Origin of the sequence: Pleurocapsa sp. CCALA 161, from assembly GCF_003003995.1 — a bacterium.
In the GTDB taxonomy this organism is placed as follows: domain Bacteria; phylum Cyanobacteriota; class Cyanobacteriia; order Cyanobacteriales; family Xenococcaceae; genus Waterburya.
This window is the reverse complement of sequence record NZ_PVWF01000045.1, coordinates 1-23,328: the sequence shown is the minus strand read 5'-3', so window position 1 is coordinate 23,328 and position 23,328 is coordinate 1. Positions and strand designations below refer to the sequence as shown.

Annotated in this window: 20 protein-coding genes, 1 tRNA gene and 1 pseudogene; 8 read left to right on the top strand and 14 right to left on the bottom strand. The window is 38.8% G+C overall.

The window, feature by feature from the left end:
* Positions 1-655 precede the first annotated feature (655 nt).
* Positions 656-1,129 (top strand): hypothetical protein, encoded by a 474-nt coding sequence (locus C7B62_RS12580; RefSeq protein ID WP_106236567.1) that lies wholly within the window; start codon positions 656-658, stop codon positions 1,127-1,129.
* Between the two features lie 6 nt (positions 1,130-1,135).
* Here C7B62_RS12580 and C7B62_RS12575 read toward each other — a convergent pair whose 3' ends face one another.
* The 4 genes from C7B62_RS12575 to C7B62_RS12560 all read right to left on the bottom strand — a co-directional run bounded on the left by C7B62_RS12575 (position 1,136) and on the right by C7B62_RS12560 (position 4,237).
* Positions 1,136-1,522, bottom strand: a complete 387-nt coding sequence (locus C7B62_RS12575) for a hypothetical protein (protein WP_106236564.1) — start codon at positions 1,520-1,522, stop codon at positions 1,136-1,138.
* A gap of 187 nt (positions 1,523-1,709) precedes the next feature.
* Positions 1,710-2,798: a class I SAM-dependent methyltransferase gene (locus tag C7B62_RS12570; protein WP_106236562.1), complete on the bottom strand. Its 1,089-nt coding sequence runs from the start codon at positions 2,796-2,798 to the stop codon at positions 1,710-1,712.
* A 198-nt stretch (positions 2,799-2,996) separates the two neighbouring features.
* On the bottom strand, positions 2,997-3,656 hold the full coding sequence (locus C7B62_RS12565; RefSeq protein ID WP_106236559.1) for an NAD(P)H-dependent oxidoreductase: 660 nt from the start codon (positions 3,654-3,656) through the stop codon (positions 2,997-2,999).
* Positions 3,657-3,952: 296 nt separating this feature from the next.
* Positions 3,953-4,237 (bottom strand): DUF1830 domain-containing protein, encoded by a 285-nt coding sequence (locus tag C7B62_RS12560; RefSeq protein WP_106236557.1) that lies wholly within the window; start codon positions 4,235-4,237, stop codon positions 3,953-3,955.
* Between the two features lie 591 nt (positions 4,238-4,828).
* Between C7B62_RS12560 and C7B62_RS12555 the strand changes: the two genes are divergently transcribed.
* Positions 4,829-6,376 carry a B12-binding domain-containing radical SAM protein gene (locus C7B62_RS12555; protein ID WP_106236554.1) on the top strand — a complete coding sequence of 516 codons (1,548 nt, stop codon included), beginning with the start codon at positions 4,829-4,831 and terminating at the stop codon, positions 6,374-6,376.
* A gap of 304 nt (positions 6,377-6,680) precedes the next feature.
* Here the strand turns inward: C7B62_RS12555 and C7B62_RS27145 are convergent, their stop codons facing one another.
* From C7B62_RS27145 to C7B62_RS12545, 3 genes are read right to left on the bottom strand one after another with little or no spacing between them, the layout of a single operon-like run.
* Positions 6,681-6,794, bottom strand: a complete 114-nt coding sequence (locus C7B62_RS27145) for a hypothetical protein (RefSeq protein ID WP_370303946.1) — start codon at positions 6,792-6,794, stop codon at positions 6,681-6,683.
* A gap of 25 nt (positions 6,795-6,819) precedes the next feature.
* On the bottom strand, positions 6,820-7,665 hold the full coding sequence (locus tag C7B62_RS12550; protein WP_106236552.1) for a caspase family protein: 846 nt from the start codon (positions 7,663-7,665) through the stop codon (positions 6,820-6,822).
* A gap of 30 nt (positions 7,666-7,695) precedes the next feature.
* Positions 7,696-8,757, bottom strand: a complete 1,062-nt coding sequence (locus tag C7B62_RS12545) for an ABC transporter ATP-binding protein (protein WP_106236550.1) — start codon at positions 8,755-8,757, stop codon at positions 7,696-7,698.
* Between the two features lie 93 nt (positions 8,758-8,850).
* Here C7B62_RS12545 and panB point away from each other — a divergent pair, with 93 nt between their 5' ends.
* The 3 genes from panB to C7B62_RS12530 all read left to right on the top strand — a co-directional run bounded on the left by panB (position 8,851) and on the right by C7B62_RS12530 (position 11,805).
* Positions 8,851-9,630, top strand: coding sequence for a 3-methyl-2-oxobutanoate hydroxymethyltransferase (gene panB / locus C7B62_RS12540; protein ID WP_106236547.1), 780 nt, complete (start codon positions 8,851-8,853; stop codon positions 9,628-9,630).
* Positions 9,631-9,645: 15 nt separating this feature from the next.
* Positions 9,646-10,539 (top strand): rhodanese-related sulfurtransferase, encoded by an 894-nt coding sequence (locus C7B62_RS12535; protein ID WP_106236545.1) that lies wholly within the window; start codon positions 9,646-9,648, stop codon positions 10,537-10,539.
* 231 nt (positions 10,540-10,770) lie between these two features.
* The gene (locus C7B62_RS12530) at positions 10,771-11,805 is read left to right on the top strand and encodes a DUF1517 domain-containing protein (protein WP_106236542.1); all 1,035 of its coding nucleotides are present in this window, start codon (positions 10,771-10,773) and stop codon (positions 11,803-11,805) included.
* 2 nt (positions 11,806-11,807) lie between these two features.
* Here the strand turns inward: C7B62_RS12530 and C7B62_RS12525 are convergent, their stop codons facing one another.
* Both C7B62_RS12525 and C7B62_RS12520 read right to left on the bottom strand, forming a co-directional pair.
* Positions 11,808-12,821, bottom strand: coding sequence for an NAD-dependent epimerase (locus C7B62_RS12525; RefSeq protein ID WP_106236539.1), 1,014 nt, complete (start codon positions 12,819-12,821; stop codon positions 11,808-11,810).
* 230 nt (positions 12,822-13,051) lie between these two features.
* Complete coding sequence (locus C7B62_RS12520; protein WP_106236536.1) at positions 13,052-13,399, bottom strand: 4a-hydroxytetrahydrobiopterin dehydratase; 348 nt, start codon at positions 13,397-13,399, stop codon at positions 13,052-13,054.
* A gap of 280 nt (positions 13,400-13,679) precedes the next feature.
* Between C7B62_RS12520 and C7B62_RS12515 the strand changes: the two genes are divergently transcribed.
* Positions 13,680-14,681, top strand: a complete 1,002-nt coding sequence (locus C7B62_RS12515) for a saccharopine dehydrogenase-like oxidoreductase (protein WP_106236533.1) — start codon at positions 13,680-13,682, stop codon at positions 14,679-14,681.
* A 128-nt stretch (positions 14,682-14,809) separates the two neighbouring features.
* Here C7B62_RS12515 and C7B62_RS12510 read toward each other — a convergent pair whose 3' ends face one another.
* From C7B62_RS12510 to C7B62_RS12500, 3 genes are all read right to left on the bottom strand, one after another.
* Positions 14,810-16,429, bottom strand: a complete 1,620-nt coding sequence (locus C7B62_RS12510; RefSeq protein ID WP_146132092.1) for an Ig-like domain-containing protein — start codon at positions 16,427-16,429, stop codon at positions 14,810-14,812.
* 334 nt (positions 16,430-16,763) lie between these two features.
* On the bottom strand, positions 16,764-18,275 hold the full coding sequence (locus C7B62_RS12505; protein WP_106236527.1) for a sensor histidine kinase KdpD: 1,512 nt from the start codon (positions 18,273-18,275) through the stop codon (positions 16,764-16,766).
* A gap of 391 nt (positions 18,276-18,666) precedes the next feature.
* Positions 18,667-18,738, bottom strand: a tRNA-Thr gene (locus C7B62_RS12500).
* 377 nt (positions 18,739-19,115) lie between these two features.
* Here C7B62_RS12500 and C7B62_RS12495 point away from each other — a divergent pair.
* A complete protein-coding gene (locus C7B62_RS12495) occupies positions 19,116-19,985 on the top strand; it encodes a hypothetical protein (RefSeq protein WP_106236525.1) in 870 nt (289 codons plus the stop codon).
* A 9-nt stretch (positions 19,986-19,994) separates the two neighbouring features.
* Here the strand turns inward: C7B62_RS12495 and C7B62_RS12490 are convergent, their stop codons facing one another.
* Positions 19,995-21,257, bottom strand: coding sequence for a glycosyltransferase (locus C7B62_RS12490; protein WP_106236523.1), 1,263 nt, complete (start codon positions 21,255-21,257; stop codon positions 19,995-19,997).
* Positions 21,258-21,295: 38 nt separating this feature from the next.
* A pseudogene (locus C7B62_RS12485) lies at positions 21,296-21,622 on the bottom strand (GNAT family N-acetyltransferase); the annotation flags it as partial.
* A 130-nt stretch (positions 21,623-21,752) separates the two neighbouring features.
* On the opposite strand from C7B62_RS12485, the gene leuC reads away from it, so the two are divergent.
* Positions 21,753-23,153 (top strand): 3-isopropylmalate dehydratase large subunit, encoded by a 1,401-nt coding sequence (leuC, locus tag C7B62_RS12480; protein WP_106236517.1) that lies wholly within the window; start codon positions 21,753-21,755, stop codon positions 23,151-23,153.
* The last annotated feature ends 175 nt before the right edge of the window (positions 23,154-23,328 follow it).

The window sequence follows — 23,328 nt, the reverse complement described above, 5'->3', positions numbered from 1 at the left end:
ATAACATAAAATTATTAACAAGATAAATACAATTAAATTAATGTCAGTATAATTACTATAATTAATATTAATTTTGTATTTTTACTAAACTCAAGTTTTCAATAAAATACTTTAGTTTATTATCATTCTACTTTGCAAACATTGCTGTCAATTAAGTTAATATTTTTTCACTAATAATCAATTTAAAATAAATAATTTATCTAAATTTTGAGATTGCTTTGAGTTTCAAACTGCTATATAAGTAACTAGGCATAATTAATTTAAAGACTTATGTGAGGTAGTGGAGTAGTGGAGAAAAATAAAAATCCGTTATTTTATATTTAATTCCATCCAGCTACTTATATAGTTAACAAAATTCTCTTTATTAATAATGTTGATATAAAACACTTATTGTCATTATTGTAAGATAATAAAAAAATCTTGCTAAATATTGGATAATTATTTTTACTAATGAAATAATGGTTTTTTCAAAAAATAAAATTATTTGATTTATTTGATTAATTAAATTGGACAAATATGACTATTAAGTAAGTGGAACAGTATTTTGGGATAAGAATTAGTAATTTAGTATAATTAGAGATGATTTTATAGGTGAAATCGCTAAATATCTTTTAATTATGCCTTATATTAACAATTTAATTTTTTGGTAGTTTCTATGAAAACAACTAAATGCTCAACCTCACAAATCACAGGTTTATTTAAGTTCAATACGATCTCTGCTTTATTGTTAACCGTAGGTATATTATTAATTAATTTAGAGAACGGGGTGGCAAGCGATGATTTGAGCAAGTTAATATTATCTCAAAGTGGTAAAACAATAGAAGGACTTTCAGGTGGTTCTACTAATAGCCAAGGATGTGGCTTCATTGCAGATAGCCCAAGCTACAAAATGAATTTGTCCCAAAAAATTGACTATATGCGTTTGACTGTAGAAGCTACTGGGGGGCAACCGACGTTGCTGGTTATTGGTCCTAATTCTGGAGATAGTTTTTGTGTTTTGGGTGATGGAACATCAGGATTAAAACCAGAAATTTCTGGAGTGTGGGAAGCAGGTTATTACCAAATTTATGTCGGCGATCGCACTCAAAGTCGACATAAATTTGTTTTGGATATTTCAACCAATAACTAATTAGCTTTAATTACCTTCTTTAATCGTTTTTGCCGAAACCTCGACCGCATCTACATCAATTGTGCCAGGGGGGGTTATGCGAACAAAGCTTTCTGCCTCTACCTGTAGTGCTTCACCACAGCTTGGACAGTTAAATTCAGTACTCTTAAATCCAGTAAACTCATAACTACAGACAGGACATTGGGCTAGAATCAGTTTACGTTTCAACCACCACTGAAATCCCCAAAAAGCGATTAGAGGAGCGATCAACAATAGGGCGACGGAGATGACAAAGCCTTTGATAATCCAACCTAAACCCACGCTAGTCAAAATGAAAACAGCAAGGATGATGCTAGCCCAGCAGCCAAGTCCTGAAGTATTAATTTGAAGCAGTTTGTTAAAGTGATCATTCACTGTCGTTAGTCACTAGCCTCTGATGAAGTACTACTATATTGTATTTATTAATTTTAGTTCATCTCTCATCCACATTAAAAATCACAGCTTCACTAAAGTAGTCATTTACAACCTAGTGAACTGTGATTGATGTTTTAAGCCTTGAATCTAATTAAATAGTTAAACAATTGTAATCCAATCATTAGAACTACAAAGGCTTAGATGCAGTCCAGTATTTACTAACGAAATGATTTTCCACTTTGAGATCGATGAACCCTGCATTAGTTAAACGTTCCTCAAGATTATCCGTTGTGTAATTTCTGTAGTAAGGCTCATGGAAGATAGCAGGAAAATTGTTCATCATCGGTTGAAAATCAGGAGAATCGATCGCCTGCATAGAGTCACAAATAACTAATACCCCTCCTGGCTGGAGAACACGATAGGCTTCGTCGATCACATTTTGTCTGGCAGCAGCAGGTAATTCATGGAATAAAAACACAGAAGTCAGTCCATGAAAATAGTTATCGAGATAGGGCAACTCTTCTCCGTTCGCTTGAACTAGCTGAGGTAGTTCTCCAGATATTTCCGACAGCAATTGATTTGCTTTGCGCAAATATGCAGCAGATAAGTCAGCGCCATATAAAGAGGCTTGAGGCAATGCCCCCCTCAGCATTCGCAAAGTTCGACCTGTTCCACAAGCAACGTCTAAAACTTTTATTTGTGTAGGTGGTAGATTAGCAAACACTTGAAGTCCTTGCTTGAGGGGGGCAAGAATTCGCCGACGCATAGCATCTGCTGCACCATTAAATAAAATTTCTACCTGTAAATCATAAAGATTAGCAGACATGTCGCTGAGGTAGCCATCTGTTTGATAGTGAAAATTTTGCAGATAGTATTTAGGATAACCAACTTGGTCAATCGCTGCGTCAAAACTTTGAAATTCTCTCTTGTCTAGGCGCTGCCAGATTTTAAGCATATCTAGCCAAACTTCAGGGTAGTAGCGAAAAAAATCAGACCAAGGGTTATCAAAGAGTAAACTACTAGGATAAATACCTTGCTGGGCATCCTGCCAGTCTTTTTCTTCTAATGCTTTCAGTTTCACCTGAAGTTTTTCAAATATTTCTGGTGCAAGAGGTTGACTTTTGTTTGCCTGTTCAGGAAGAACGGTATTGGTCAAGCGATCGCTGATTAATTTGTGAACAAAACCAAATGCTTTTTTGCTTTCTTGAAAACCTTGATAAGCAAATCTAGTTAAAGGTTCAGGGATAAATTGGTCTAGGTTTGGAGTTGATTGCATGAATGTAAATCAGGATAATTGCATTCTGTGAGATCTACATGATCCCGCAGCTTGATTTAAGTTTTATTGTGTTTTGTCTATATACATTAAGTATAGTCAACTAGCATCGAGAAAAAAACCTCGAAAACCTAGAAAAAAAGGTAGTTAACTAACTACCCATAATATTTATTGAGCAAATTGAGATTAGATAAGTTCAAGTTAATCTACGTAGTTAATTATTTCATCGACAGGAAAACGAACTTTAGGACTATCGGCATATTTATCATCATCAGCACGATATCCCGCAGCGCACAGAACGACAGAGCTATAGCCTTGGCTATTTAGCCCTAAAACTTCATCATATTTGCCAGGAATAAATCCTTCCATTGGCAACGTGTCAATCTCTAACATTGCAGCACAGGTCATAAAAAATCCTAGGGCAATATAAGCTTGTCTTGCTGCCCAGTTGTTGACATCAAGGGGATAAGGAGGCTGATGAAGAAAATTTTTAACCATTTTCCCAAACCCTGCCAAATTTTCTGGCTCGCTTTGCTGTACTTCAGCCATCCTCTCAACATAGCGATCAACATCACTATCGTCAATATTGTTTTTGATGGCAAAGACGACTAGATGGGAGGCATCCACAACAGGGGTTTGTCCCCATGAGTGTGGTAAAAGCTGTTGACGTATCTCAGGATTACGAATCACAAAAAATTTCCAAGGTTGTAAACCGAAGGATGAAGGAGATAATACCAAACTTTGCTCCAAGGTTTTCCACGTTGCTTCGGGTATTTTCTGCTCGGCATTAAATTTTTTAGTGGCATAACGCCAATGAAGTTGCTCTAAAGTTTGTTTTGAGTCTACAGGTGGATTACTCATAGTTTACAAATTAAAAATGCCATTCAATTTTTAAGATACCTCAGTTTGCTAAAGTTGTTGACGCTGCCCAATGTTGTACTAGCCTTAGAGCTAATCAAACATTAATTCAACTAACTTAAAAAAACATCAGGTTATTTTATATAGGATTAATTACTATTTTTAACTATCAGTTAAAGCTTGGCATTTAAAGTTTTGCATTCAAAATGTAATTTAAATTGTTTTCTCGGCGAGACATCAAAATCAAAGCGATCGCTTTCCACTGATTTCAAGGCTCTCTCTTGTTGATCAATGCAATTCTAGGCTGTCCAAGATGTTTTTGTTTCAGCATGAAATGAGGCAGGTAGGATCAAATCTTGGCAATTAATTGTCTCAGAAATGATTGAGCTAATGCTCATGCCAGTATGTATTTCGAGTTTGGCTGAAATTGGGGCTTTAAACAGTAAACGTTGTCCAGGAAAAACTACCCGCTCTAAATTCCAGTGAGGAATATTGGTAATCCGAATTACTTCGACATGAGCAGTTGCATTCACGTAGCAGCAAAGGACAAGTTTGGGAGTAGATATTGTGGGAGAGGATAACATTAGTTTAATTTTAAATTTGGCCGGATACTTGGTTTTTAAGAAGTTTCTTGTTAAATATTTGTTTCGACTTCATGTTGCTTAGATGTGTTGACATAAAATCATTACCAGCTACAACATTTCGTTTTTGACAAACGTAAAGAGTGAATAAAGCTTGATCCCTACTGTACAAATAATAATTTTACTCTGTTACTACCTTAGGTTAGTCTTTTTTTATTATTTATTTAACTATTATCCATCTTTAGTATGAGGCAACAAATTTAAAAATGTTTTGATCAGTATTTTTACGGAGTAATTAAAGTGACTAAACTACCACATAGTTCCAACAGCTTGAGCTGAAGGCAATAACAAAATTGTATTTAATTAAATGAGCGAAGGTACTTTTTTTGTAATAGATTAAAACTATTTTGAGTGAATAGCCCAAGGCAAAGCTATTATTCTAAAAATTTAATTGATCCTCCTCAAAGCATTAATTAGGCTTATGAGCTAACTGTGAAGATCGCTATTCGAGAATTACATAAACCTTTAACGACGTTATTTATTCTGGCAAGATAAGCTTATATAACTTTGAATTTTTAATCTGAGGCATTTACTATGCGGGCTTTATTGCTATACCCCTTATTTCCTAAAAGTTTTTGGTCATTTGAGAAAACTTTAGCTCTAGTAGACTGCAAAGCTCTCATGCCACCCTTGGGTTTAATTACTGTGGCAGCCATTCTACCTCAATCGTGGGAGTTTAAACTAGTAGATCATAATATTCAAGAAATCACTGAATCTGATTGGGATTGGGCAGAGTTAGTAATTATTTCTGGCATGATTGTGCAAAAGAGCGATATGTTAACTCAGATTTTGGCAGCAAAAAGCCGTAACAAGCTGGTTGCTGTGGGTGGACCTTATGCTACGACATCTCCCCAAGAAGTTGAGGCAGCCGATTTTTTAATCTTGGATGAAGGAGAAATCACTCTGCCGATGTTTATCGCCGCAGTTGAGCGAGGCGATCGCTCTGGGATTTTCCGCTCCACAGAAAAGCCGGCGGTGACAGAAACACCGATTCCTCGGTATGACCTTCTGGATTTGACTGCTTATGATAACATGTCTGTACAGTTTTCTCGTGGTTGTCCTTTTCAGTGCGAATTCTGCGATATTATCGTGCTTTATGGACGCAAACCCCGTACCAAGAATCCAGAGCAGTTATTGGCGGAGTTGGAGTGTATTTACAATCTTGGTTGGCGTGGTGCAGTTTTCATGGTGGATGATAACTTTATCGGCAACAAGCGCAACGTTAAGTTGTTGCTTCAAGAATTAAAAGTTTGGATGGCAGAAAAAGGTTATCCGTTTGGCTTAACTACAGAAGCTTCAGTAGATTTAGCTCAGGATGATGAGTTAATGAAGTTAATGGTGGAATGTAACTTCAAAAAAGTCTTTTTAGGCATTGAAACTCCTGACCAAGACAGTTTGGCTTTGACTAGTAAATTTCAAAATACCCGCGATCCGCTCATAGAATCAATTAATAAAATTACTACCGCAGGAATGCAGGTAATGGCAGGGTTTATCATTGGTTTTGATGGTGAAAAACCTCATGCAGGCGATCGCATTGTGCAGTTTGTCGAACAAACGAATATTCCCTTGGCAATGTTTAGTATGCTGCAAGCACTACCTAGTACTGCTTTATGGGATAGGCTGGAAAAAGAGGGTAGATTACTTAACGGTTCGGCAAATATTAATCAAACAACCTTGATGAACTTTGTCCCCACGAGAAATATTGAAGATATTGCTACGGAGTATGTCAATGCTTTTTGGAAACTATATGACCCCGCAGCGTATCTGGAGCGAGTCTTCCGCTACTATATGATGCTAGGTGCTATACAAAACTCTAAGTCTTTAAGACCAAGCTGGAAAACAATTCGTGCTTTAGGTTTAATTCTCTGGAAACAAGGAGTAGTAGCGAATACTCGTGGGCTATTTTGGAAAAATTTGATTCAGGTGTTAGTTAAAAAGCCCCGCCAGCTTGAGATTTACCTGACTTTGTGTGCTTATTTGGAACACTTTACTGAGTATCGCTTTATTGTTAAAGAACAAATTAACACTCAGCTTGCTAACTATATTGCTTCCAAACCAGAAGTGGAGAGGGTTGTAAGTTAAGTGGGTAGTAGGGGCGAACGCCCTAAAGGATTCCCTAAAGGGTACGGGTACACCTTCGGACGATGCGAAGCGAGTGCTTTAGTATAAGCTTCGCAAATGGGTAGTAGGTAGTAGGTAGTAGGTAGTAGGTAAGAAAAACATTGCTCTGTTACTTCTTTGCGCCTCTGCCCCTCTGCTCTTAATTAAGGCGATCGCCTTATCACGATTCTATTCAGTAATAATAATCGCTCTAAATAACTAGAATTTCTCCAACACGCGATCGCAACACTAATCCGTCTCGAATAAATATCCTTTAATAAGCAAGCTATGGGTCAAATAACTCAATTAGCCCATAATTTAAAAAAATAAAAAATTGCAACTGATGAACTAATCCTGACCTGAGTACTGAAGATTTACCACTACCAGAAGCCCCTAGGATGGCGAGAAAATTATCTTGTCTGATTTTATTGAGTAGGCCGATCGGTTAATTCCTCTCGTCCGTAAAAATAGTTAGCATCATCACGATCAAAATACTGCAATCCTTTATAAGTACAAATTTCTGCCGTAGCTTCTGTTTTTGTTTCTGTTGCTGTTAATGTCCGAGTTAAATTAATTGGTGCGCCGAAGCTAGTATAAATTGGTCTTTGAGTGGCATTTTTTAAATTCTTATCGATAAAATCTACCAAACTGATGTTAGTTACCCATTGTTGCGTACAGCGACTTGGATCTAAGCCTTCTAGAAGAACTTTAGTTAACACACTGTAGCGATCGCCTAAATCTTCATAAGCTTGTTCAAATTCCCTAGAGGCTGCAATGAAACTGCGATTTCTAGCTTGACCAATATCACCAGGATCGGCTTCGTTAAAATTAAGCAATTCTCCACTATGACAACAATCTAACCAAATAATTTGCTGTCTAATGGGTCTTTCTTGCAGTAAAAGACGCAACCATTGCAAAGATAAACCATAAAATTCTGAATTCGGCTCGACATCGCTAGTCGCTAAAAAACCTTCTTGAATACCTAAAGTATCTCGCAATCCATGCCCTGAGAAGTAGAATAAAGCAGTATCGGGAATATTATGACCCTCTGGCTTAAAAAGCTGTACCAAGGCTTTCTTAAGGTTAGCTAATTTTAATTTACTCTTGTCAGTTTTAGCAATGTAAGGCTTTTTAGTCTCTTGATCAATTGCTTCAGGTAATCTTTGAACGTTAAATTCACCATGTTGTTCGAGAATAAGTGCGATCAAAATTACTGTAGAATGTTCTTTTCCCGAGCAATCGCGATCGCTCGAATAAACTCCAAAAGCCATACAGGATTGAGTATATAGCTTTCTGATTATTCACAGGCGATCGCCTGTCTCAACATCAAACCAATGAATTTTCTGGGGTTGAATTGCTAGAGGAATTGTTTGGTCTTGCCACTCGGTGTCACTTGGTAACAAAGCTCTAATCGTAATTTCCGAGCCGTTTATTCTGACGCTGACTAGATTATCTTTACCCAATTGTTCGACTAGATAAACTTGACCCACAATAGTTGTTTCTGATTCGCCAGTCGCAATCAATACATCTTCGGGTCTAATTCCCAAGACAATTTGAGCAGCTTTTTGGCTCATAGCAGGTAATTTAAGCTGATTTTTCCCTAAAAATGCTTTATCGTTTTCACATCTGAGGGTTAACAAATTCATCTGGGGACTACCGACAAAGCTGGCCACAAATTCATTCGCAGGATGGGAGTAGATGCGACTAGGCGGATCTAACTGCTGGATCATGCCTTGGTTTAATACTGCCACCTTGGTAGATAGGGTCATGGCTTCGGTTTGATCGTGAGTGACATAGACTACAGGCTTGTTTTGCTCTTTAAATAGCTGTTTCATCTGCGCTCTTACCTGCTCGCGTAATAATGCATCCAGATTGCTTAATGGCTCGTCTAATAAGAACACTTCTGGGTTACGCACTAAAGCTCTAGCTAAAGCCACTCTTTGCCTTTGACCGCCAGACATTTGACCAGGCTTACGGTTGAGCAGACTGGTCAACTCTAATTTGTGAGCTGCCTCATTAACTCGACGCTTGATTTCCGCTTCTGGCATCTTGCGTATTTTTAAGGCTGTAGCAATATTTTCTGCTGCCGTCATGTGAGGATAGAGAGCATAACTTTGAAAGACCATTGCCATATTGCGATCGCCAGGAGCAGTCTGATTGACATTTTGCCCGCCAATACTTACCTCTCCCCTAGTGGGAGCCTCTAAGCCAGCAATTAGACGTAACAGGGTAGACTTACCGCATCCAGACGGCCCTAGTAAAGTCAGAAATTCACCGTCATCAATTTCTAAGGAAATATCTTTGACAGGAATAACATCAGCACGATATTTCTTCTGTAAATTTTGTAATTTAAGTTTTGCCATGTTCTAATAATTAAGTTGTAATCTTCAGCTTTTACAATAAAACAATAGCTTTAAATAACAGCTTCCAAAATATTAGACCCAGCTTAGATCGCAATGGCAGTAACTTTACAGCAATTAACTCAGTGGAAACAGTCAGGACGTTCAATTATTTCCCTTACCGCCTGGGAATATAGTCTGGCAAGGATTTTAGATCGAGCAGGAGTAGATATTATCCTCGTGGGGGATTCCTTAGCTATGGTCGGCTTGGGTCATTCGAGTACTTTACCTGTGACTCTGGATGAGATGATTCATCACACAAAAGCCGTTTGCCGTGGGGTTCAACATGCCCTGGTCGTTTGCGATCTGCCGTTTATGAGCTATCAAGTTAGTGTCTCTCAGGCGATCGCAGCAGCAGGGAGAGTGCTTAAAGAAACTGGTGCATCGGCAGTTAAACTCGAAGGAGGCCATCCGAAGATTGTTAATATAGTTCAAGAATTAACGATAATCGGCATTCCCGTCATGGGTCATGTGGGTTTGACTCCCCAGTCGGTGCGAATTTTGGGCTACAAACAGCAGGGACAGACCAAAGAATCAGCACAAATAATTATTGATCAGGCGATCGCTCTGGCTCAAGCAGGAGCATTTGGCATTATCCTAGAACATATTCCTAGCGATCTGGCAGCAACTATTACTGATAAAATAGCTATTCCCACCATTGGCATTGGTGCAGGTAATAAATGCGATGGTCAGGTGTTAGTGACCGCTGATTTGTTGGGGATGTCCTCCAGGCAACCGCCCTTTGCGAAGTCTTATGTTAATCTCAAACAGGTCATTACTGATGCCGTTCAAGATTTTACTCAAGAAGTACAGCACCAAAAATTTCCTCAATCATAGTTACCTACAATTGCGATGACTTATTTGATTGCTACTTTTTATAAATTCGCTAATATTTCGGATCTAAAAGCTAAACAGCAGCAAATTTTGGCTTGGTGTCAATTACAAGAGGTCAAAGGTACAATTATCTTGGCAGCAGAAGGAATTAACGGCACGATCGCTGGAAGTGCAAAGGCGATCGCCAGTGTTTTAACCCATCTTCGTAGCCTCCCTAATCTTGCTGATTTAGAATCTAAAGAATCTATAACCGAAAAACCTCCTTTTGTTCGGCTAAAGGTCAAAATAAAAGCAGAAATTGTTACTCTTGGCTTGCCAGAGATTAACCCTAACCAACAGGTTGGTACTTATGTCGATCCTCAAGATTGGAATCGGGTGATCGGCGATCCTGAAGTAGTTGTGATTGATACCAGAAATGAATATGAAGTAGAAATAGGTAGTTTTCAACGAGCGCAAAACCCCCATACTCAATCTTTTCGTGAGTTTCCTGAATATATAGCTCAAAATCTGAATCCTCAAGAAAATTCTAAAGTAGCAATGTTCTGCACTGGAGGAATTCGTTGCGAAAAAGCCTCGGCATATCTGCTATCTCAAGGGTTTAAAGAGGTCTATCACCTTAAAGGGGGAATTTTGAAATATTTGGAAAATGTATCTCCTGAAGAAAGTATGTGGGAGGGAGAATGTTTTGTTTTTGATGAGCGAGTTGCTGTCAAAGAAGGTCTAAAACTTGGTAGTCATGAGCTTTGCTATGCCTGTGGACATCCTATTTCTAAAGCAGATAAAAACTCGCCACACTATCAAGCAAATATTTCTTGTCCTCGCTGTTACGATCGCTTAACTCCAGAGAAAAAAGTCCGACAACTAAACCGTCGTCGAGCAAGAGAAACGAAAAAACAAGCGACGCGCACTTAACCTCTAACAGAACTTACTTTTTTGACAGTACTGTCCCTCATGATCTTGCTGAATTCGAATGCAATTTAGTGACTAGTTTTACTGTAAATCCGTCACTTTAGTTACGGCTTCTATTCAAAGACAGAGAAAATTGGATAATTTAATTTATAATTTGATGAAAACCATCATATATCAGATAAAAACAGTAAATTTTTATTAATATAAAAAATCTTTCACTAATTATTTTTAAAAGTGTTTAAATATAATTTTAATCCTGCTAATCTCAGGCTTTTAATCGCCACCTTATTAGCTACTACTACTTATAGCTTAGGGCCGACGAAGATAGAGTCGACATTGGCAAATACATTTGATGATCGACTATCGTTATTAGAAAGTAAATCAACTCATCAAGATGCTCACAAAAATATAAGAGTAACATTTTCTATTAAGCAGCAAAGTGAACTTTATGTCTTGTCAAATAATTCAAATAATTCAGATCAAACAAAATTAGCAGCATCTAACTCGGATGAAAAAACAACCCAAGCAAAATTAGTTAGGCTGATCTCGCTGTCTTTGTTCATGTTGTTTTTTGTTCCCTTGGGTATTTTCTATCCCCTATTTTTGTTCTATAGAATGCTGTTGATCAAGCCTGATGAACCTGATGATATTTTAAATAGCGATCGACAGCAAGAATTAGCCGATTCCAACCCAATAGATTCGATCTTGCAAGCAGAACAAGATGTTAATCAAGCAACGGTATCTAAGCTACAAATTGCCTTTTCTCCTCCTGCTACTCGGTTGAGAGAAGAGTTAAATCGAATTACTCTGATGAGCGTAGAGGTAGAGCATGATGTAGTAGATTTGATGCATCAGACAGTTAGGGTACTAATTGAGCAGGGACATTGGACCCATGCAAGTTATACTTCGGCAACTCTTCCTTTACACAAAGTTAGACCAGAATTTGATTTTATCACCGCTCAAGAAAAGACTAGATGTGATCGTAAAACACCAAGTTTAGTTAATCAAAATCGCAACTTTAATAACAGTGATGCTCTAGAAAGCTATAGTTATGTAGTGGTCACTCTCATTCTCTGTACATCTAAAGCTGTTGTGTCTAAGACAATTAACACCAAAGAACAGTTAGTTAAAGAATTGAATCAACTAGGCAAGTTAGAAAAAAACTTAGTGATTAAATATGAATTATTCTGGAATCCTCAACAGGAAGGTGTCTATCTCTCCAATGCTCAGTTACTAACTGAATATACAGAGATGACCAGATTATTGTAGTCTTAAACGGCAGTGGATAATTTAGGAGATAAAGACTTTTCTGTGACGGTATTATAACCATAATATGAGCTATACCAGTTAACAAAACTGGCTAAACCTTGGGCAACAGAGGTTGTGGGTTTAAAATTAATATCGTTCATCAATTCTTGAATATCTGCATAGGTAGCAACTACATCTCCTGGCTGCATGGGCAAAAAGTTTTTCTGGGCGCATTTACCCATCAAAGTTTCAATAGTGGCAATAAATTCTTGTAACTCTACAGGATGATTATTACCTAAATTATAAATCTTATAGGGAGGGTGTAATTTGGTTCGGTGAGGAATTAATTTAACTATGCCTGTCACTACATCGTCAATGTAGGTAAAATCGCGCTTCATTTTGCCATAATTATAAACATCGATAGGTCGCTCTTCAGCGATCGCCTGAACAAATTTATAATAGGCCATATCAGGTCGACCCCAGGGTCCATATACTGTAAAGAAACGTAGTCCTGTCGCGGGAATTTGATAAAGATGACTATAGGCGTGAGCCATCAACTCATTGGCTTTCTTGGTAGCAGCATATAAGGATACGGGACTGTCTACGGGATCGGCGACGGAAAAAGGAACTTGAGTATTTTTGCCATAGATAGAACTAGAAGAGGCAAAAATTAGATGCTGAACTGGATTATAGCGACAACCTTCAAGAATATTCGTAAAACCAATTAAGTTACTGTCGACATAGGCGTGAGGATTTTCCAAAGAATAACGCACCCCTGCCTGTGCTGCCAGGTGAACTACCACTTCAAATTTACCTGCTGTAAATAAATTAGCGGTTAAAAGGCGATCGCTGATATCTAAATATTCAAAAGTAAACTGAGGATTGGGCAACAGTTGTCTTAAACGAGCCTGCTTTAAACCAACATCATAGTAGTTGTTAAGATTATCAACCCCATATACTTGGTTGCCTTCAGCTAGCAATCTTTTCGCCAAGTGGAAACCAATAAAGCCAGCTACGCCAGTAACCAAAATTTTCATCAATGAATTCTCCTACAACAGCTAACAAATAATAGATCAAGATTACGACCATGATTTTTTGGCGATCGCACTTGCGCAATTAATGGATATTAACTAGTTTTAATAATTAAGATCTCTAAAAGTCTTACTATCTTGGCTGTCAGGAGCGATAATGGCAAATAATTGGCAATAGAAATTTAGGTCGGCACAGAGAATGAGCCAGGTATTACGCTCGTATAGGGGTTAGAGCATCACTCTTTTGCTTTCCACGCTGCATCGCTTTTGGCTGCCATAATAAAATCATTATGGTGAAGTCCACCAATAGCATGAGTCCACCAGGTAACGGTCACTTTACCCCATTCAGTCAGTAAAGCAGGATGATGTCCTTCTTCCTCTGCAAGATTCCCGACTAAATTAGTAAAAGCTAGTGCGTCTCTAAAGTCGGCAAATTGAAAAACTCGTTGTAGACGTAATTCACCATTTTCGGTAATCAGATTCCAGTCGGGTAGCTGTTTTTTGTAAGTATCAATTTCTGCTGCTGTAGCAGTCGGTAAGCTGCCAGTACAAGGAACGCATTTTTGCTCTAACAATTCAGTCATGATTCTCAATTTTTAGCTTCAATTAAGTAGATCGGTATAATTTAACTATAAAACGGTGATGACAGATAATAGGTCGTTCTTCTACAAACAACAAGGCGATCGCTTGATAATCAAACACCAAAACAATCACCTAGGTTGGCGCGATCGCTCTTAAAAATCATAAGTTGTATATTAAATAAATTGTGTTGTAGTTGGCGATCGGTAAAAATAACTTTTAATTTAATCTTAGCTATGAGCTTGGGATTATACAATCTTGTATGTATTCAAGTTAGAGTCAGAGATGATGATCAATCAAGCGGGTAATCCGATCAGAGTTGGAGTATTAGGTTTTGGTGGTTTAGGACAAGCAGCAGCCAAGATTTTGGCTGCCAAACAAGAGATGACCTTGGTAGCAGCAGCAGATCACAAAGGCTATGTTTACAGATCCGCAGGTTTAGATATAGACGCAGCAATTTCTGCCTATGACAAGCATCATTCTGTAGGGTATCTAGCGACTGGGGGTGTTTTGAGTAGTAATAGCATCCAAGATTTAGTCGAAAATGCTGACGTAGATGGCTATTTTCTTGCTCTACCTAACTTACCCAATACCTTTATGGCAGATGTGGCACGGCAATTTATCCATGCTGGATGGCAAGGAGTGCTGGTAGATGCTTTAAAAAGAACTAGCGCCGTAGAACAATTGCTGGAATTGCAGTCTGATTTACAGCAGGCAGGTATTACCTATCTAACAGGCTGTGGTGCAACTCCTGGCTTATTAACCGCTGCTGCGGCGATCGCTGCTCAAAGCTATAGTGAAATTCACAGTGTTAAAATTACTTTTGGGGTAGGAATTGCTAATTGGGAGGCATATCGCGCCACCATTAGAGAAGATATTGCTCATATGCCCGAATATGATGTGGAAAAAGCAAGCGCAATGACTGATGAAGAAGTTGCTGCCTTGTTAGACAAAACCAATGGCATTATCTCCTTGGAGAATATGGAACACGCCGACGACATTATGTTGGAACTAGCTGGTATTTGCGATCGCGATCGCGTTACTGTAGGAGGTGTGGTAGACACCCGTAACCCCAAAAAACCTCTAAGCACCAATGTCAAAGTTACAGGACGTACTTTTGAAGGCAAAACCTCTACCCATACTTTTACTTTAGGGGATGAAACTAGTATGGCAGCTAACGTCTGTGGCCCTGCTTTTGGCTATCTTAAAGCGGGAATGGCTTTTAATCGTCGTGGCATTACTGGCTTGTTCACCGCAGCAGAAATCATGCCTCAATTTGTTCGGTAATTTAAACAAAAAAACGATCGCTTTTGAGTAAGGCGATCATTAATCCTTTAGGGCTTTTTTACAGTTATCTTAATCCAATAATCTAACTAAAACGTGTCATTAATTAGATTAAAATATTTGTCATTTATCTAGTCGACAACAGGATCTGTAACTCCATCAATGGTCATAGTGACATCGGCACTATCAGTATTACCGTGACCATCATTAATGGTGTAGGAAAAAGTATCAGTGGCAGTCTGTCCGTCATTAAGAGATTCAAATCTACTATTAGGATTGTAAGTAAAAGTCCCATCACTATTAAGAGTTAATAAAGCACCAGAAGCAAGACGAACTTGATTGCCTACATTAGCTGTTTGTCCATTAACCATAGTAACAGTAAGATTGTCACCATTAGGATCTGTGTCATTAGTTTTGACATTGCCAGTAGTGCTGGTATCTTCATCGGTAGTGAAAGAATCCTCAACTGCATCGGGAGTATCGGCAGCACCGTTGATTGTGATAGTTACAGTTGCACTACCAACGTTCCCACTACCATCTCTCATGGTGTAGCTAAAAGTATCAGTTCTAGTAACACCAGTTTCTAAAGCTTCAAATTGTCCATTGGGGTTATAAGTATAAGTACCATTGCTGTTAATATTTACTTTAGCACCCGATGTCAAAGTTTTTTGACCTGTACTGGTCACGACTAGACTATCACCAATGTCATTGGTCAAGACATTCCCATTGACACTATTATCTTCATTTGTGGCAATAATATCATTCACCGCCGAGGCTGGCTTGAATACTGCTGACTCTGGTACATTTTCAGGAATGAAAAGTCCACCGCTAGAGATTAAATCTAATCCTCCTTGACCTGAGTCTGCTGAAGTAGTCTTAGGAAAATTACTTAAACCCACTAAATCACTACTAGAGGTAATATCGCCAGGAAATATAGCATAACCATAAACTGTTTGATTTGAAGCAATTCCTAGAGAAGCAATCGAAATAAAAACCCCTTTAATATTTTGACTACCTATATCACCAGTTAATCTAGGAGCATTCCAATTAGACTGATTTTGAAAAACATTCGTTAGGATGTTGAGGTTTGAGCTACCCCAAGTACTAACAGGAACGCTGATTAAATTACCAAAACTGCTGGGGTTTCCATTAGCATCAATTGCTGTAATAGGTGCAATTTTGAAAGGGTCATTCCCACCACGTTCTAAGAGCAAAAATCCCGCATCATTTGTATATTCTGGTTTAACTATTAATCCGCTGTTAATCAAAAAATCAACCCGCTCAATATTATTAAGATTAACTCCTCCGCTATTAGCGAATACATTATCCGTTCCACTATTAATAAAGTTGCTTCTAACAGCATCTTCCATAGTAGAAATCATTGAACTCCCTATAGAGTTATTACTACCTTTTTCTAAAAAATAAATATGTTTTTGACCTTGAACTTGACTATTATTAACTCTTTGAAATCTGACTTCATCAACAAGTTTTAAAATTGAATAATCTTGACCACCTGCTCTAAATCCATTTAACTTGATATTCGTTCCAGTACCATAATTCTTGATTGCACAATTAGCTCCATTTTGGTCGCAAACATTACCTGTACGAGACGTTGCGGGAACGCGAGTAGTATCTAGTGAATCTATTTTTACTGGAGCAGCCATTGCAGACTGTGAGATTAAAGTTCCTGTTGCTAAAATACCTAAAAGAGCAGTCGAACTAATTTTTACCAGGTTGATCGATTTAAACATTGGAGTTATTTTACTGTTTTTAATAAAGGAAATTCTATATTGATTGAAGATTTTCAAACTGAAAATTAATTTAGTATCTACTAATAAATCAACAATAACAGTAATAAACACCAAACGTAAATTATTGAAAACACTGATTTTACCTCATTCAGATTGTAAAGAAACAATGTTGCTTGATGATAGTTTGTGAACTTGAAGTGAAGAAAAATATAAATTATTAAGTAACAAAAAAGTAAGTATTTTTACTAAGATCAAAAGAAGCGATCGCCTTACTAAAAAGCGATCGCTTTATCAAAAAATTAGATTACAGTGCAGAATTAAACGGTTTAATTATTTAGACTTTTGAAGTTTGATATGAATTGTTTAAAGGAAGAAAAATAGTTAGTTCTTTACCCTGTTCTTGTCGTTGTCTAACAGTGAGTTTACCCCCTAGTGCCTGAAATATATTTTTAGTGGCGTCTAAATTTAGACCTAGACAACCTGTTGCTGGTTGAAAGGTGAGTAACTGTCCCAAAGATTTAAACGGATTATCACTGTTGCTAGCTTGAGAAAGCACTTGTAACTTTAGCTGATTTCCTGCCGTTGAAATCTTGACATCAATATGTCCTCCTGTCGGCAAACTACGGGTACAGCTTTCCATTACTCCTGTCAAAACCGTGTCTAGCATTCTAGGATCGCTGACTATTCTAGGGAGGTTCGAGGGAAGAGTAAAATCTAACTCTACGTTACGTCGTTTGGCTTTTTCTTGCCAACGAGGGATACTTTGCTGAAACACTTGCTCCAATGAAAAAGCCACTAGCTCTACAGGCTTGGCACTAGGAGACGTAGATTCCAATTCCGCAGCGCGAAAAATCAGTTCCATGCGCTCGATCTGTTCTCTACATTCGCGATCAATGGTTTGCAATCTTTGGATGACGTTGGGTTTAAAGTCTTGCTTACGCTTCAAAAGCAGTTTGGTTAAGGTACGGATAGTAGTCAGAGGAGTACGAATTTCGTGAGTCAGTGCCTGTAGTAGCTCCATTTCCATGAAACTAGTAGCACCATGATCCTGAAAAACTGATTGTGCTGATTCAGCAGTTGCTGCTACGGTTTCAACCTGGCGAGAATTAGCCGATAGAAACTCTAGATCGGGTATGTGATGCAATAAAAGACGACTAAAATTAGTTACCAACTGATAATCTGGAGTAGGTGGCGCAAACTGTTCAACTAGGCGATCTAATTCTTCTAAATGATGATATTTAGTAATTACTAAGCGCGATCGCAAGGTGTTCCAAACTTTGCTTAGAGTAACAGGATCGAAGGAAAAATGAAATTTAGGATTACCTTCTGCATCAGTGCCTAATACCAGAACTAAGCCAAAATTAGCAGTTAGTACCAAGCAAAATTGTTCTTGAGCAATAGGATCTTGAGGAATTAGAGGTAATTCTATTACTGCTGCACTTTTTGGCACGACTGTAGGTTCAGGCGACTGACGACAGGGCATCAGCATATTGACTTTAAAAGCATCTGGGGTAAATATTGCCGACTGAAAATTAGATACTAGTTCACAATTACTAAGCAGAGGAACAGGAGCAGAAAAAACTAAACCTGATTTAGCTGCTGATGCTAGTTGCTGGTTGCTGGTAATTTCAGCTAAGAGTATCTCTTCGACAGAAGCGATCGCGCCTCGCCATTCTCTTTGAGCGTTTAACTCTGCTAAACGATGTTTTTGACTGTAATATTTTTGGGGCTGCTTCTCGTTTATCTGCTCAACATCTAAACAGCAAGCAGTTTGAGGTAAGGTAGTTCGTAATTCTAATTCTTGATTAAGTACATCGCTTAAATTCTGTAGCAACCAGTTTTGCACTTTAAGTCTCTAACCTCCACTTAGCCTCTTATAATCAGTAGTATCTAAGCAAAATAATTCAAGTGATACTTCTGAACTGTAATGATACTATCTGGTATTTTTCTCTTTACCAATATGTAAAACCGAACTATCAAAGTCGCAATCGCCGATAGATTATTTGAGCTTATTAATACTTGCTACCCACTACTACTCCAACCATCAGTTTAAAAGTACCAGTTTCAAAGTTGATGCGGTTTATACTCCTATTTAGTCATTTGGGCAATTGGAAGCGAAGTGAGTAAGGATTACACATTGGATTATTTAGGTCACAAAGCAAGTTTTCAGCCAAGAACCTGCTTAGTAAAAAAAGAAATTAAGCTAGAAAGCTTTAGTAGAAATTATTAGACCGACAAGCTCTCGACGGGATTTGAACCCGTGATCTCCTCCTTACCAAGGAGGTGCTTTGCCACTAAGCCACGAGAGCGATATGATATGTAATTTTAGTCAAAAACATCCTCTGCTTTATAAGCATCAAGGCATTTAACACCAAAGCTAAGTATAACACTTACTTTTGAATATTCAAAGATACCATAGATTTGATTGATCCTATTGTTGATGCTACAAATCTCTTCAATCTTGAATTTGCCTTACATAGAGTGTCAGTTAGATAAACGACCGAGTAAAGCGATCGCTTTACTGAAAATATTGCTATTAGTCTTGCTCGTAGCTTGGTGGTTACTAGCAATATGCGAAAGACTACTTTTTAAAAACAATGAAGGAAGAGTAATTTATACCTTTAGATGAATCGTTTTTCTAACGCCATTTGGTAAAAATAAAATGTAAAAACGAACGGCGATCACAATGAGTTTTAGTATTTTCGATCTATTCTGGGTATTTTTAATCATCTCCTCTTTGCAACCGCTATGGCAGCGTCGCCAAACAGAATTTCGACGAGTTCGCGCCTTGCAAGAATTCGAGCAAAACCGTCAAAGTCGAGTTATTTTACTGATTCACCGACAAGAGTCTATCAGTCTTTTAGGAATTCCGCTGAGTCGCTACATTTCTATCGAAGATTCAGAGCAAGTCTTACGAGCAATTCGTCTTACTCCTGCCAACGTCCCAATCGATCTTATTTTGCATACGCCAGGAGGCTTAGTATTGGCGACGGAGCAAATTGCCAGAGCCTTAATTCGTCATCCTGCCCAAGTTTCCGTCTTTATTCCTCACTATGCCATGAGTGGTGGAACAATGCTTGCTTTAGCTGCCGATGAGATTGTCATGGATCCCAATGCTGTTTTAGGCCCAGTAGATCCTCAACTAGGGAACATGGCTGCTGCTAGCATTGTTAAAGTGGTCGAACAAAAACCCATCGCCGAAATTGACGATCAGACTTTAATCATGGCGGATTTATCGCGCAAAGCCATCAATCAAGTACAACGTTTTGTGAGAACGTTACTTAAAGATGAAATTCCTCAGCCCAAGATTGCACCAGAAAATATCGAAAAAATTGTAGATACCCTCACCACAGGACAAATTACTCATGACTGTCCGATTACTGTAGAAGAAGCAACAGAACTTGGTTTGCCGATTACAGTTGGTTTGCCTAAATCTATTTATAAGCTGATGGAATTTTATCCTCAACCTCAAAACATTCGTCCATCAGTACAATATATTCCCATGCCTTATAAACCCTATCCTTCTTTGCCTGAAGGAAAAAGATCGAATCCTTGAGCGATCTATTTATTTAATTGCTTCAAGCTGTTTCTCAATTGCATCACACGCTACCACTACACCATTTTCTGACTGTATTATACGCCCGATTTCTGCTGCTTTTGCTGCATAACGAGGATTGCCTACCAATTCACTTAACTCCTTGGCAACTCGTAATGCTGAATATTGCTCGCGGAGAATCGTGCGAGAAGTTCCTAATCGTTGGACTCTGGCTGCATTGTCAGGTTGGTCATAAGTGTAAGGCATTATGAGAGTTGGGCGACCTGCTTGAATAGCTTGAGCCGTCGTTCCAATACCACCTTGATGGATAATTGCACAAGCGTGAGGGAAAATTTTCGAGTATGGCGCATAGTTTGTAGCAATGATATCTTTTGGTAGATTTTCTGGAAGCGTATTTCCACCCATTAACAAAACAGCACGACGGTTTAATTGTGTTGCTGCTTGAATACTTTCCTGATAAAAGACACCAGGATTTAGCACATTGGCTGAACCTAGCGTGTATACAAGAGGTGGCTCACCTACATCTAAAAATTGCTGGAGTTTTGGGGAAAGTTCTGTCTTATTTTGGTTGCCATCATAGAATGTAAATCCTGTAATTACAGTGTTTTTAGCCCAATCAGGCTGAGGCTTTGCTAAAACTGACGAAAACATCGCCAACACCAGATAGGGAGAAAACTTATCATCAATGATGGGATTACCAATGAGTTGGGGTAATTCGAGTTCTTTTCTCAGTTGGTGAATCGGTGTCGCCCAAGATTTAGTAACTGTTTTTAATAACTGAATGATAACTTGGTTGATTGGTACGCCAAATCCGCGTAACTTGGCTAAAAAAGGGAATAAAGCGATCGCAGATGGATCGTAAGCAGAGAGGAATGAAAAGGGAGATAGGGCAGATGATGCCCAGCGAATCCTTAATTTTTCAGCGACTAATCGCGCAGCATAGACGATTTCTCCAGCAATCATAAAGTCAGCATCTTTGGCAGCATTTATTAAATCAGTGTAAGTTTCACGCAAACTTGGTAACAGCCAATTACGAACAGCGTATTCCGAACCTGTCTTTCTGTCGGTCATTCGTGCTATTTCTAAAGGATCGTCTGTACCATCGGGACGCATAGGGTGAAATTCAAACCCCAAAGCTTCAATTTTGGCTTGATATCCTTGGTGTGTAGCAAAAACAACATCATGACCGCGATCGCGTAATTCCAGTGCGATCGCAATTTTGGGATGAAGATCTCCTAGACTTCCAATTGTAGTAATAACAATTCGACTCACGATTTTGTCTCTCTCAGCACACTTACATCTTAGGTTACTTATAACTTTTTAAAGTATCTGGCGACTGGAAATAGCTCGAAGCCTAGCTTTTCATAGGTGTGACGTGCTACCGCATGACCGCGATCGCCTCCAGTCTTAACCATAGCAATAGACATCCCCGCATCTTTCATCCAATCCAGAGCAAATTTTATCAAAGTGCTGCCAATGCCTTGACCTTGAAAATCTGGATCGACAGCGACCATATATATCTCACCCATGCTATCCTCTGAGTGTAGTTTTACTGCTATGAAGCCCACAGGAGAACCTGAAGCGATCGCAACCCAGACATTTGTGTCTTCCGCCACGCAGACATCCTCGACAGCTTTTTATCAATCTCTAGCTAACAAACCACTGATACTCTGCTCATTAATAATATTTAGTCTTAAGCTAAAAGTCGTTGGGCAAAAATTGTAAAATAAACCACAGATACTTTTTTAGCACCAGCAACATAGTTATATGAGTAAGGGAACATTATTTGATAAAGTTTGGGACTTACATACCGTTGGGACATTACCTTCTGGTCAAACCCAGCTTTTTATTGGTTTACATCTAATTCATGAAGTAACCAGTCCTCAAGCTTTTGCGATGCTAAGAGCCAGAAACCTTCAAGTATTGTTTCCTGAAAGAACAGTCGCCACAGTAGATCATATTGTGCCAACAGAAAATCAGACTCGTCCCTTCGCTGATGTCCTAGCAGAAGAGATGATCCAGGCATTAGAACAAAATACCCAAGATTACGGCATCAAATTCTACAATGTCGGTTCGGGAAATCAGGGAATCGTTCATGTAATTGCCCCCGAACAGGGTTTAACTCAACCAGGAATGACGGTTGCCTGTGGTGATTCTCATACTTCAACTCATGGTGCATTTGGCGCGATCGCTTTTGGAATCGGTACTTCTCAGGTAAGAGATGTCTTGGCTTCCCAGACTTTGGCTTTGGCTAAACTCAAAGTGCGTAAAATTGAAATTAATGGTGAGTTACCTCACGGTGTATTTGCCAAAGATGTCATTCTGCATATTATTCGTAAGCTTGGTGTCAAAGGTGGTGTGGGTTATGCCTACGAATTTGCTGGCTCTACTTTTGCTGCGATGTCGATGGAAGAACGGATGACGGTATGCAACATGTCGATTGAGGGTGGTGCGCGTTGTGGCTATATCAATCCTGATGAAACAACCTTTAATTATCTAAAGGGTCGAGATTTTGCCCCTCAAGGAGAGGCTTGGGATCGGGCAATTGAATGGTGGGGAAGTATTCGCAGTGATGACGATGCAATTTATGATGATGTAGTTCAATTTGCTGCTGCTGAAATTGAACCGACAGTTACCTGGGGGATTACGCCAGGACAAGGACTAGGGATCAGCGAAAACATTCCTGTGGCAGATGATTTACCTGAAGGCGATCGCGCGATCGCCCAAGAAGCCTATAGTTATATGAAGTTAACTCCAGGCAAACCTTTGAAGGGAACTAAGGTTGATATTTGTTTTATTGGTAGCTGCACCAACGGGAGAATTAGCGATCTGCGGGAAGCAGCCAAAGTTGCCAAGGGACATCAGGTAGCACCAGCAGTAAAAGCTTTTGTTGTGCCAGGCTCAGAACGAGTTAAACAGGAAGCCGAAGCCGAAGGTTTAGATAAAATCTTTGAACAGGCTGGGTTTGAATGGCGTGAACCAGGATGCTCGATGTGCTTGGCTATGAATCCTGATAAGCTACAGGGAGATCAAATTAGTGCCTCTTCTTCTAATCGTAATTTTAAAGGTCGTCAAGGTTCATCGACTGGCAGAACCTTACTGATGAGTCCAGCAATGGTGGTGGCAGCAGCAGTTAAAGGTCAAGTGGCTGATGTGCGTGAACTATAGCTCATATATAGCTCATAGCTTGACCAACGTTGATTCATCAACCTGTACCTGTAAAACTTTTAGCAGCCGATCATCCTGAAAAGCTTTCTTCTAGGAGCTTATCGGTTTAATAAATGGGTCGAAAACCTCGCCCTTTAGGGCGATTCTTGATGATCAATATACTCCTTGATCTTAG